General features: G+C 68.8%; 9 protein-coding genes and 2 pseudogenes. 5 read left to right on the plus strand and 6 right to left on the minus strand.

The genetic code is table 11. From position 1 onward, the window contains the following. Positions 1 to 68: 68 nt before the first annotated feature. From ACFPZI_RS37310 to ACFPZI_RS25505, 3 genes and pseudogenes are all read right to left on the minus strand, one after another. Positions 69 to 266: a helix-turn-helix domain-containing protein gene (locus ACFPZI_RS37310; RefSeq protein WP_461111605.1), complete on the minus strand. Its 198-nt coding sequence runs from the start codon at positions 264 to 266 to the stop codon at positions 69 to 71. An 81-nt stretch (positions 267 to 347) separates the two neighbouring features. Then, a pseudogene (locus tag ACFPZI_RS37315) lies at positions 348 to 832 on the minus strand (recombinase family protein); the annotation flags it as partial. 48 nt (positions 833 to 880) lie between these two features. Further along, positions 881 to 1,216, minus strand: coding sequence for a tetratricopeptide repeat protein (locus ACFPZI_RS25505; RefSeq protein ID WP_381368066.1), 336 nt, complete (start codon positions 1,214 to 1,216; stop codon positions 881 to 883). A gap of 50 nt (positions 1,217 to 1,266) precedes the next feature. Here ACFPZI_RS25505 and ACFPZI_RS25510 point away from each other — a divergent pair, with 50 nt between their 5' ends. Both ACFPZI_RS25510 and ACFPZI_RS25515 read left to right on the plus strand, forming a co-directional pair. Next, the gene (locus ACFPZI_RS25510; protein ID WP_381367306.1) at positions 1,267 to 1,560 is read left to right on the plus strand and encodes a hypothetical protein; all 294 of its coding nucleotides are present in this window, start codon (positions 1,267 to 1,269) and stop codon (positions 1,558 to 1,560) included. 132 nt (positions 1,561 to 1,692) lie between these two features. After that, positions 1,693 to 2,718, plus strand: a complete 1,026-nt coding sequence (locus ACFPZI_RS25515) for a DUF6183 family protein (protein ID WP_381367309.1) — start codon at positions 1,693 to 1,695, stop codon at positions 2,716 to 2,718. Positions 2,719 to 2,967: 249 nt separating this feature from the next. Here ACFPZI_RS25515 and ACFPZI_RS25520 read toward each other — a convergent pair whose 3' ends face one another. Then, positions 2,968 to 3,228 (minus strand): hypothetical protein, encoded by a 261-nt coding sequence (locus tag ACFPZI_RS25520; RefSeq protein ID WP_381368109.1) that lies wholly within the window; start codon positions 3,226 to 3,228, stop codon positions 2,968 to 2,970. On the opposite strand from ACFPZI_RS25520, the pseudogene ACFPZI_RS25525 reads away from it, so the two are divergent. The 3 genes and pseudogenes from ACFPZI_RS25525 (at position 3,176) to ACFPZI_RS25535 (ending at position 8,265) form a co-directional block, all read left to right on the plus strand. After that, positions 3,176 to 3,908: pseudogene (locus ACFPZI_RS25525) on the plus strand (IS6 family transposase). The gene ACFPZI_RS25520 and the pseudogene ACFPZI_RS25525 overlap by 53 nt on opposite strands. Before the next feature lie 689 nt (positions 3,909 to 4,597). Beyond that, complete coding sequence (locus ACFPZI_RS25530) at positions 4,598 to 5,866, plus strand: hydroxymethylglutaryl-CoA reductase (RefSeq protein ID WP_381367312.1); 1,269 nt, start codon at positions 4,598 to 4,600, stop codon at positions 5,864 to 5,866. Between the two features lie 743 nt (positions 5,867 to 6,609). Then, positions 6,610 to 8,265: an HsdM family class I SAM-dependent methyltransferase gene (locus ACFPZI_RS25535; protein ID WP_381367315.1), complete on the plus strand. Its 1,656-nt coding sequence runs from the start codon at positions 6,610 to 6,612 to the stop codon at positions 8,263 to 8,265. Positions 8,266 to 8,344: 79 nt separating this feature from the next. Here ACFPZI_RS25535 and ACFPZI_RS25540 read toward each other — a convergent pair whose 3' ends face one another. Next, a complete protein-coding gene (locus ACFPZI_RS25540; RefSeq protein WP_381367318.1) occupies positions 8,345 to 10,480 on the minus strand; it encodes a UvrD-helicase domain-containing protein in 2,136 nt (711 codons plus the stop codon). Between the two features lie 42 nt (positions 10,481 to 10,522). Next, positions 10,523 to 11,794, minus strand: coding sequence for an McrC family protein (locus tag ACFPZI_RS25545; protein WP_381367321.1), 1,272 nt, complete (start codon positions 11,792 to 11,794; stop codon positions 10,523 to 10,525). Between the last annotated feature and the right edge of the window lie 8 nt (positions 11,795 to 11,802).

Raw genomic sequence — 11,802 nt, forward strand, 5'->3', positions numbered from 1 at the left:
GAAACGGGCTGGTCGCAAGGCCAGTACCGCGCCCCGGCCCGACCCGACCCAGCCGCAAACGGCAGTGATCAGTCCTCGGACCTGGTGGGTTGGGGTAGTTTCGGCGTGCTCGTCGCTTCGGCGAGTGCGGGGCGACCGCCCTTCAGCTCGGGCACGTAGTTGTAGATCGTGTTCCTGGAGACGCCGAGGAGCTTCGCGATCGAGGTGACGGTGTTCTCCGGGCGGGCGAGCAGGTCGCGGGCGTGACGTACCTGCTCCTCCGTCATCGCCGGCGGGCGGCCGAGTCGGGCGCCGCGGGCGCGAGCGGCGTCCAGGCCCTCGTTGGTTCCCTGCACGATGAGTTCGCGAATGAACTCCGCCAGGGCCGCGAACACGTGGAAGACCAGGTGTCCGCGGGCGTGGTCGTGTCGAGCGCCTCGTGCAGCGAGGTGAAGCCGACGCCACGCTTGCGCAGGCCGGACACGATCGCGATGAGGTCCTGGATGGAACGGCCGAGCCGGTCCAGCGACGGGACGACGAGGGTGTCGCCCTCGCGTAGGTAGTCGAGGGCCTTCCACAGTTCCTCGCGTTCGGCGTTCTTGCCGGACTTCTTGTCGGCGAAGATCCGGATGCACCCTGCTTCGGTAAGTGCGTGGATCTGCCGGTCGAGCAACTGCCCCTTGGTGGACACGCGTGCGTATCCCACGAGGTCGCCGGTCCGTACGGCCGGTACGGGGGCGAGCAGATCGGCGGTGTCGTCGTCTTGGGGTGGCTGCACCCGCCAGGTCGTACAGAAAAGGGTGCTCCTCAAGTTCTTGGGCACGTCGACTTTTTGACACCGTTTTATGGGCATGATCCGGTGCCGATCCGGCCGTGAGCCCTCGCTTGTCGATCTTGCTCGTCAATCGGTCGATAGATGGACGTCCGCACCCTCCGCCCTTCCCCGCCAGTAGGCGAGGCGTTCCCGAGCGGTGAGGGTGGCAGGGTGATCGGCGCCCAGGACCCGCTTGCGGTCAGTCAGCAGCCGATCGAAGTCTGCCGCGGCGCCTGCCTCGTCCCCGGCCTCACCCCGCCAGTGAGCAAGGTTGCTCCGGGTTCTGAGGGTGGCGGGGTGGTCTGCTCCCAGCACCCTCACCCGATCGACCAACAACTCCTGAAAGCTGGTTGCTGCTCGCTCCGGTGCCCCCTGCCTCCCCTTGGTGCCGTGCCAAGGTGTGTCGGGTCTGCAGCGTGTCAGGGTGGTCGGGACCGAGCACTCGTAGACAGCGTTCGAGTAGTTGATCAAGGGTGGCCTCAGCACCGGAAAGGTCCCCCGCGGTAACCGCCTACGCACTCCTCGCCGTCGGCGCCCTACACGAGCGGCAACGCAACCCCACCGACCCCGACGACGGCATGGCCGTGGTGCCCGTCAGCCCGCGTGAACTCCTCGCCCTGCTCCGGGTCTTCGCCTTGCCCCGTCTCCGCCAGGACACCGATCCGGCACACGCCCTGCGTTGGTCATGGTGGCGCCGCCATCATCAGCATCGCGCGACGGCCTGCCACCGCCGCTGGAACGAGATCACCGCAGCGGCCACCACATGATCAGGAACCTCACACGTTACGAACTACAGCTGCCGTGCATGAGGCACCATTTCGTTGAGAAAACCTCAATTCCCTCGCGGTGGCAGCAATAAGGGTTTTTCGACGACCGTGGCAGGACGTAGGATCGCTGTTATGGCCTACGATCGTAAGCCGGCCCGTGTGCCGAGCGACATAGATTCACTGGTGAGTATCGTGCAGGAGTACCGGGAGATACATGAGGCCCGGGACCTTGCTGTGCAGCTGGCCGACAGATGGATGCCTCAGCAGCTCCTGCCGCTCTTCGAGCTGGTGCCCGTGCGGCGTGACTCCTGGGCTGAATTCCTCGCATGTTTAACCCAGGAGCTGCTACTCCGCGGGGCCTGCTTGAGGAACAACCTGGCTGTGAACGACTGCCTACGGTCATTGCAGCAGCTCGAGCACCCCTTGGCGTTTCTGCCGATGAAGCTTACGAGGGCGGAACGTCAGACAGCCACTAATTATCGGGAGTCCGTCAACCCATCGCACTGGAGGGACAGTCGGAATTGGCAGTCCACCGGCTCGTTGCACTGGACGGACGGTCTGAATCGGGAGTCCATCGGCTCATCGTATTGGACGGACGGCCCGCTGCCCAATAATTATTACATTCCAGATCCGCAGACCGAGTCCTGCGGTCGCGGCTCCGCGAAGTTTGTGACTTGCCGTGATACCGCAACCCGTGAGCAGAGGCAAGCTATCGGCGCCTTCGTGGAGCACTGGAATGGGTCTCCCAAGGTGCTGCTCCTGCAAGCGGCCGAGCCTTTGGCCTTGGAGGAGCTCGTCCCGGTTGGCGCGAACCGCTATCTGCCCGACGGAAGCTGGCGCGAGATAGAAAAGGGAATGCACATTAGCTTTTCGGATGTGTATGAGATGCTGCTACACGTAACCTACCGGCGTGGCTCCTACACGCAGGGAATGAAAGGAGCGTACGGCCGAGCCGCCGTCTGGCAGTCCATCGCGGGTCTGATACGCGCACCCCTAGACACTCCCGTAGTACGGGTCAACGAACTCGCCGCCCGGTGGCATTGGCTTTCGTTTGATCAATCGTTCGGCACGTATTGGGTGTATCAGCATTTTGCCATCGGCGCGCTCAGTCCGAGAGGCCACTATCTGAGCCTCTTGCTCTGCTACGACACGGACTGATGCTCTGGAATTGGGGAACCGGACCCGCGTGCGAATCTGCATCTCAATGTCACTGGTTTCTGTAGTGGTGACACCAGCCTCGATTCTTCAGCGGGTCCGTGTCGCTGATCGGCTCGGTGGTTCGCCCGTAATGTCCCTCGCTGGTTGAGGGTGGGCCATCGCGTGTCGCTGCGGGTGCGCCGGGTTCCACGGGCCGGAGACTGCTTTGTCTCTCCGTTCTGGTCTTCGTCCGGATGGGTGGCCCTGTGGTCAGGTGACGGCGGGCAGGTCGGTCAGCCGCTTCCAGGCCAGGACGAATGCGCTGGTCCAGCGCCAGGACGGGTCCAGGCGGAGGTGATGGCGGCGCGCGTGGTGGGCGAGCCGGGCGGGCTGGTGATAGAGGCGGAAGGCGTTGTCACGTTGGCTGACCGGCCTGGGATGATCTTGGAGTTGATCGTGCTGGACAGGGGGATCGCTCGTGTCGTCCGCGTCGCCGTCGTACAAGGGGCACCGGTACCCGGTGGAGATCATCGCGTACTGTGTGTGGCTGTACCACCGCTTCCCGCTGTCGTTCCGCGAGGTCGAAGAGCTGATGCTCGAGCGCGGTGTGCTCGTCTCCCACGAGACGGTCCGCCGCTGGTGTGCGAAGTTCGGGCAGGCCTACGCCAACGGCCTACGCCAACGGCCTGCGCCGCCGGCGTGTGCAGCCGGGCGACAAGTGGCACCTGGACGAGGTCTTCGTGAAGATCAACGGCGAGCAGAAGTACCTGTGGCGGGCCGTGGACGCCGACGGCACCGTCCTGGACATCCTTCTCCAGAACCGGCGGGACACCGCCGCGGCCCGGCGGTTCTTCCGCCGCCTGCTGAAGACGACCCGCACGGTGCCACGGGTGATCGTCACGGACAAGCTGCGCTCCTACGGCGCGGCCCACCGAGAGGTCATGCCCTCGGTCGAGCACCGTTCCCACAAGGGCCTGAACAACCGGGCCGAGAACAGTCATCAGCCGACGAGGCAGCGTGAACGCGCGATGAAAGGCTTCCGCTCGGTCGGCGGAGCCCAGCAGTTCCTGGCCGCGTTCAGCGGCATCTCACCCCACTTCCGACCCCGCCACCACCTGATGACCGCCACCGAATACCGCGCCGAGATGACCACCCGCTTTGCCATCTGGGATCAGGTCACCGGCGTCGCCGGCCTGCCTGCCGCGGCCTGAGCAGGGAGCCGGAACCCGGCCTCACCACACCCCACACACCGTCAGGCACTCACACTCTCAACAACGTGACAGCGCCTTCTGAGCTTCCCCGCCGCGGAGCCCGATCCACCCGGCGGCCCCTGTGGCACTCTCCCCCGGTGGTCAGGGGCTTGGCCGGGAACGGGACGACTCGACGGGAACCGGGACACCTCGGCGCCGTCCTGTGTGCGTAACCAATGGGGTCAAGGTGTCGTTGAGCCGGTGCCGGGGCTGCCACCGCGCGTCGGGGTGGGAATGGGGGAGTGGTTCGAGCGTGGCCAGGACAAGGCATCGGGCAGGAGTCGTCAGTGGGGTGCCCGTCGCGGCCGTCACCGAAGGGCCGACTCGGCACACCGTCCGCCAGGCCCGGTTGCGGGACCACGTGTGCCAGGCTTCGTGGGGTCGGTGACCACGTTGAACCGGTGCCCCCGCGTACCGCGACGACACCTGCGAACAACGGGCCGGGTCGGCACGGGCCGGGCGCTGATGCAGTCGCCCCGGCCGTCCTGCCGACCGCCACTGAGGTCGTGCTCGTCCCCCCGGCACGACCGGGGACCGTCATCCCCGAAGCAACCCATCGGGCCGACGCCCGCCACAGAGGAAAGCGATGTCGTATGAGTTCTGGAGAAAGCCCGGGCCTGCCCCGTCCGTCACGGCCCCCAGGACGGTACGTGCCTGCCCGGGGGCTCTACACGGAGGCGGCGCGACTTCAGCGGCTGAACTGGCTCCGCTCCATGACCCGGTCGGCGCTGGACTCCCTGCAACACACACGGCTTGACGCCGACAAGCTGACCGGCAATATCGAGGGGCTCGTCGGCACCGTCGAAATCCCGGTCGGCGTGGCCGGACCCTTGCTGTTCTGCGGGACGAACGTCCAGGGTGAGGTCTACGCTCCCATGGCCACCACGGAAGGAGCCCTGGTCTCGTCGGCGACGCGGGGAGCCCTGGCCGCCACCATGGCGGGCGGCGTCAGCACACGCGCCGCCCTGCAAGCGATGACGCGTGCTCCTGTCTTCGCGTTCTCCCGACTGGCCGGCGCCGGCCGCTTCGCCTCGGCGATCCTCCAGCACCTCGGCGACCTCCGCACGATCATCCGGCAGGTGTCCCACCACGCCGCGCTCATCTCGATCGAGCCCGTGGTCCTGGGCAGGACCGTTCACCTGAGGTTCAGGTACACCACCGGGGACGCGGCAGGGCAGAACATGACGACTGCCTGCACCTGGCACGCGTGTCAGTGGATCCTGCAACAGCCGCACCTGGTCGCGGACGAGGAGCTTGAATCCTTCATCATCGAAGGGAACACATCCGGAGACAAGAAGGCGTCAGCCCAGGCTGTGGCAGAAGGCCGTGGAATCAGGGTGGCGGCCGACTGCCTTCTGCCGGCGGGGGTCGTCCAACGGGTCCTGAGGACCACCCCCGACGAGCTGGTCACGGGGTACCAGCACATCACGGCCGGAGCAGTCCACAGCGGGGTCCTGGGGTCCAACGCGAACACCGCCAATATCGTGGCGGCGATCTTCACGGCGACGGGCCAGGACATCGCCTGCGTTCACGAGTCGAGTGTGGGGCAGTTCATCCTCGAACGCACGCGGGACGGCATCTACGCGAGTATGACCCTGCCCGGCCTGGCACTCGGCACGGTCGGGGGCGGCACCCACCTGCCCACGCAGCACGAACTCTTGAAAGCGATGGGGTGTACCGGCCGGGGAAGCGCCGTCCGGCTGGCGGAGATCATCGTCGGCTTCGCCTTGGCCCTGGACCTCTCGACGGTCTCCGCGGCCGTTGCCGGGCACTTCGCCGACGCTCACGAACGCCTCGGGCGTAACAGGCCGCCCCGCCGGAACAGCACCGAACAGCGGCTCGGCATCCCTTCACCGCTGACGGCCGACAAACCCCAACCCGTACCGGTGCTTCGCCCGGCCTCGGAAGCCGGGCCTTGACCCCGATTCCGGCCGGGGCCTTCCTCTCGTGGCGGCGTGGGCAGGACGGTCGGACGATCTTGGTTGCCCCGGAGCCGGCGAACCAGCCGATGAACCACAGGGCGGCCGGGCGAACAGCCCCACTGCTCGCCGTTGCCGCTGCCGACGCAACGGCATGCGCGTCACCCAGTTCCTCGAAGCCCGAGGGCTGCTGACCCCGGACCCGGAGTTCCGCCGCGACACGCACCAGATGAGGCTGGAAGAGGAGCTCGCCGCTCTGCCCCAGACGATCGCGCAGGAGCTGAGGGCCTGGATCAAGGTCGTGCGCGGCGAGGGCACGTGGGAGCACGCGGGCCGCAGCTACCGCAGCATCTTCCGCTACTTCCATGCCCTCAAGCCGATCACCCAGGGATGGGGGGGAACCCCCTGCGGCGGCGATGTCGGCCACGGGTGCGGGGTTCTCGGTGGCGGCATCGAGGTCCTGGCTGGGACGGTTCACGAGGTGGTGCGCTCGCACGGCATACCTGCCGGTGAGGGCCAGGGGTACGGGGAACCGAGCGCGATCACATCCGCCAGGAGCCGCGTGTGCGGCTCCGGCATGTCCGTTACGCGGCTGCCCGGGTGTGGGGTGTGGGGTGTGAGCTGGGTGCGTCGTACTGAACTCAGGCGAAACCAGTGCACGTCAGGCACGAGAGAATTCAGTGTTTCCTCTGTCAACAGGTTTCACGCGGGAGGGAGGTTTGCGATCCGTGTACGCTGGGGGTATGAAGGACAATACCGTCCCACCGGTAGGCCCTCTTGTCACTGGCTCCGAGATCGCCCGGTTGGCCGGGGTCACTCGGGCCGCTGTCTCCAACTGGCGGCGGCGGTATGACGACTTCCCCGCTGCGGCGGGAGGCGCTGCGAACAGTCCGCTCTACGCGCTCGCCGAGGTCCAGGAATGGCTGGACAAGCAGCGCAAAGGCCAAGAGGTGTCGCCCGAGGTCGAGCTGTGGCAGGCCATGCGAACCGCCTACGGGGAACAGATGGTCGCGGGTCTGGCAGAGGTGGCCTCGGTGCTGGCCGGAGAAAGTGAGCAGGGCCTGCCGGATGACGTCGCCACCCGTGTGCAAGAGCTCGCCCGGACCGAAGCGCCCGTCGACCTTGTGAAGGCACTGACGGAACGATTCATCGACTCCGCTCGGCGTGCGGGATCGGACCAGGTGACTTCCGAGCGCGTGGTGCGTGCCATGTGTCACTTCGCTCCCGAACTGCAGGCCGACGCCACGGTTTTCGATCCCGCCTGCGGCATCGGGGTACTGCTCCTGTCCGTCGCCTCCGAAGCGGGAATGCGCTGCTGCGGCCAGGAGACGGATGCCGACAGTGCCCGCTTCGCGCAGCTCCGCGCCGACCTCCTGGGCCGATCGGGCGTGCGCATCGCGGCAGGTGATTCCCTGCGCGCGGACCAATGGCCGGATCTCAAGGCGGACCTGGTCGTCTGCGACCCGCCGACCGGCGTGACCGAGTGGGGGCGAGAGGAATTGCTGCTCGACTCCCGCTGGGAACTCGGTACCCCGTCCAAGGCCGAAGGGGAGCTGGCGTGGCTCCAGCACGCCTATGCGCACACCGCGCCCGGCGGCCAGGTTCTCATGGTCATGCCCGCCTCGGTCGCCTACCGCAAGGCAGGCCGCCGCATCCGGGCAGAGCTCGTACGCCGGGGGATCGTGCGCCAAGTGGTCGCCCTGCCGCCAGGGACGGCGACCTCTCACGCCCTGCCCGTTCATCTGTGGTGTCTGAGGCGCCCCGAGAACGCGGGAGCTGCGGATACGAACCAGACCGTGCGCATGGTCGACTTGACCGGCGACAGCCCCGACGGGAGCCTGGAACCACGCCCCGACCAGGTCGCCGACGTGCCGCTGATCGAACTCCTCGACGAGACCGTCGACCTGACCCCCGGCAACCATCTCCGGTCCCGGCACCGCGACTATCCCGGCGAATACGCAGCCCTGCGCGAGGAACTGGAGGACCAGGTCCGTCGACTCGCCACACTTCTGCCCGACCTTGTGCCGGGCGGCGAACCGGGCTCACTGGACGGTGCCACCACCAGCGTCGCGGATCTCGCCCGCGCCGGACTCGTCACGTACGACGGTCCGGAGCCGGTCTCGACCAGCGAGCAGCTCGACACGGACTATCTGCAGGGATTCCTGCGCAGCTCCGCCAACGCCCGCCGGTCCACAAGCGCCAGCGGTACCTACCGCCTTGACGGCAGGGGCTCCCGTATCCCCCGCATGGGCATCGACGAACAGCGTCGGTACGGCACTGCCTTCCGGGCCCTGTCCGCGTTCGAGGAAGGCATGCGCAAGGTCGACGAGCTGAGTCGGCAGCTCGCCGAAGTCGCCCGTGACGGCCTTGCCGCGGGTGCCCTGGTACCGGAGGAGTGAGGACGGCGTGGGGCACCCCTGGTGGGCGCCCCGCACCGGCCCGCACCCGTCCGCATCGGCGCGTGCGTCGGCCGGCCGATCAAGCGGCGGGTGGCAGAAACGGGCTCGGAGCTCCGCTCCACGTCACACTCAGCGCTTCGCGGGCGCGCGTGCAGGCGACGAAGAGGAGGCAGCGTTCCCGGAGCAGGTCGGCGTCGTGTTGCAGCGAGTCCGCCTCGCGTGGGGTGATCTCCCGGGCGAACGGGACGGAGCCCTCGTTGACGCCGAGGACGGACACCGCCCGGAACTCCAGCCCCTTCATCGCGTGCATCGTCGCCAGCCGTACCCCTTCGGTCCCCCGCGCGGTCTGTCCTTTGACCCGCAGCACCGGGATGCCGGCGGCCTTCAGTTTCTCCTCGGCCGCGTCCAGGGAGAGGTTGAAGCGTGCGCACACGCCGATCTCGTGCGGTGCGAGGCCCTCGTCGAGCAGCGCCCGGACCCGGTTCACCAGGACCTCGGTCTCCTCCTGCCGGGTCGCGTACCCCTGCGCCTGGGGATGGCGCCCGTGCAGCAGGGAGCGGTACCCCGCCAGCGAGTCCGTTCCCTCACCTTCGAGCGCGTCGATGGTGACGGGCGCGAGGAGCCGCGCCGACCAGGCGAGGATCTCCTCGGTGGAGCGGTAGTTGACGCGCAGCCGGAAGCTGCGGCCGGCCGTGGCGATGCCCAGGGAGCCGAGCGACACCCGCGAGTCGTAGATCCGCTGATGGGGGTCGCCCGTGACGAACAGGTCGTCGGGGCCGGGAGGTACGGCGGCGCGCAGCACACGCCACTGCGCGGGGTGCAGGTCCTGTGCCTCGTCGACGACGACATGGGCGTACGGAGCCGGCTCACCGGCGATGAACTCCGCCGCGCGGGCGCAGACCCGCAGGTGTGTGGTCTCGCCGCGGTCGCGCAGGAACTGCTCGAACCGCTCCACGCCGCTCCACACCTCCCGGCGGCGCGTGGGGCCGAGGCCGGTGCCGCGGCCGCGGCGGCTCGCGCCGAGGTAGGCGTCGAGATCGCGCAGGTCCTGGCCGAGCACGACGTGCCGGTACTCCTGGGCCAGGAACCGGTCGGTGAACGGCAGACCGAGTTGCTTGACGGCCTTCTCCCACAACTGCCGTTGCTCCCGGTCCCCGATCGGCTTGGGCGCCGCCGCCGACTTCGCGCGCACGACGCCGTGCGCGTAGGCGTCGACCGTCGTCACGTCGACCCGCGCCAGCAGCTTCTCGTCCTCGTCGAGGAGCAGGCCGAGCATCTCGCGCAGTCCGGCGGCGAGCGCGTTCGTGTACGTGGTGAGCAGGACGCGGCCGTCCTCGGAACGGCCGAGCAGGTGCTTGACCCGGTGCAGGGCGGCCACCGTCTTGCCCGTCCCGGGTCCGCCGGTGACCTGGACGGGACCCCCGTACGAGGTGCGGTGGGCGACGCGCCGCTGGGAGGGATGGAGGAAGACCCGCCAGGCCGCGAACGGCTTCTCCAGGACCTCCTCCAGCTCCTGCGGCCCGGTGACCAGGCGGATGCGTGCGGAAGTGTTGGCGATCACCGTGGCCAGGTCCTCGACCGGCTCGGCGGGCGCGTCGGCCGGCCGGCGGACGGCCACGACATCCCGGTAGACCTCTTCCGGGCCGAAGCCTTCGGCGAGGTACTGCAGCACCTCCAGTTGATCCTCCGGCAGAAGCGTGGAGAAGGCCTCCAGTTGGGCCTTGTCCACCAGGGAACGTGCGGCGCGCAGCACCTGGCCGTCGATGCCGAGTTCGCGCAGCGTGCCGTCGGAGACGTCCGCGAACAGCAGCCGGGGAGCCGTGCGTGAGGCCGTCTCGTACAGCGGTGTCAGTTCGTCCAGGGCGACGGCGTTGCGTACCTCCAGGGCCCGGGTCGCGGAGTTCGCGCTGTACAGGCGCTTCGCCGCCCAGGTGTAGGCGTCGTCGTGCGGCAGGACGTTGACCAGCAGGAACATGTCGCTGCCGTCGTCGGGGGCGAGGACGACGCCCCGCCAGAAGTCGGTGATGCGTATGGTGCGCATCCGCGGGTCACTGGCGTTCTGGACGGACTCCAGGTGCAGTCCCTTGTCCGCGTTGAGTTCGGCGACGCTCATGGCCTGGAATTTCGCCATGGCCTTGCGCACTCCGGCTCGGACCGGCTTCTCCAGGGTGTCGTAGCCGTCCCAGAAGCTCTGGGCGAAGGCGAGCCGGGGCATGGGGCACTTCCTTTCCGTCGGACGGCGTTGAGCGAGCGTCGATCATGAGCGCGAAGGGGGAGCGGCCGCGGCCAGCCGTCCTGCGATTTCCCGGAGGTGCGACAGGATCCGGTCCGGTTGACGGGAGAGGTCGAGGCTGTGCTGATACAGCCGCACTCCGCGTCCGCCCGGCCCCGCCGCAGTGCCGCGCACCTCGTGGAAGCGCTCGGGCTGCCGTCCGGCCGCGTACACCAGATGCGCCTCGCGCAGACCGAGCACGGTGGCGTACGCGAGCGCCTGGTACAGGTCGGCGTTGAGGAGTCCGTCGGCCTTCTCGACCTTGTACTTGGCGTCGACGACGGCGAGCGGGGTACGTCCGTCGCCGGTGCGGACGACGAGGTCGGGGCGCATCCGTACGAGACCCGCGGTGTCGAGGTGGTGGGGGTCCTGGAGGTGCGCGGTCAGGCCGTGCTCCCGGAGGGCCTCGCGCAGGGCGACGGTGACGAAGTCCTCGAACAGCTTGTTCATGTCGAGCAGGAAGCCGTCCACGGCGAGCGGTTCGGGCCCGGGGGCCCGGTGTTCCGGCGAGGAGCCGCGCAGGACGGCCTCGGCGAGCCGCAGCGCCGGCTGGTAGCGGGAGTTGAGGCGCGACGGCTGCCAGCGCGGCAGTTCCTGCCCCCGTATCAGCGGAAGGGCGTCGGCGAGACGGACGCGCTGATGGGCCAGGCGCCGCCGGACGGGACCGGGAACGCCCGGCAGCCGCAGCAACCGCTCGGCGGCGGCGCGCAGGATGCGGTTCTCGGCGGTGTCGGCGGTGTACGCGTCGTAGGAGATCTCCACGGGCGGGGTGCGGCCGAAGTGCCGCCGGATCTGCTCGGCCTCGCGCAGCCGCCCGCGTACGACCAGCGCGGACTCCTGCACCTCCCGGTAGCCCTGGAGAACCCCCTGCCGCAGCGCCGCGTCGATCTGCCGTTCCACGGCGTGCGCGAGCGCGGGGACGACGTCGTCGTACGCACCGGTGTCGACGGTGCCCTCCCGGCTGTCACGCCAGGCGCGTGCCGGGTCGAGACTGAACCCGAGCAGGAAGAACAGCCGGCTCACCGGGGTCTTGGGCATGATCCGTACGACCGGACCGCCGGGCGTGCGCACGGCGCCGACCCGGCTGCCCGCCCGCAGCAACCAGTTCCCTTCCCGGCCGGGATCCGGGGTCGCGCTCTCCAGGATGCCGGAGGCGGCAAGGGCCCGCCCGGCCTCGGCACCCAGCGGTACGGAGACGGCGGGCCCGTACTCGCGCAGCGCCACCTCGGACACGGGCACGGGCACGGGCCCGGACACAGGCACAG

Source organism: Streptomyces chlorus (assembly GCF_042655885.1).
Taxonomy (GTDB): Bacteria; Actinomycetota; Actinomycetes; order Streptomycetales; family Streptomycetaceae; genus Streptomyces; species Streptomyces chlorus.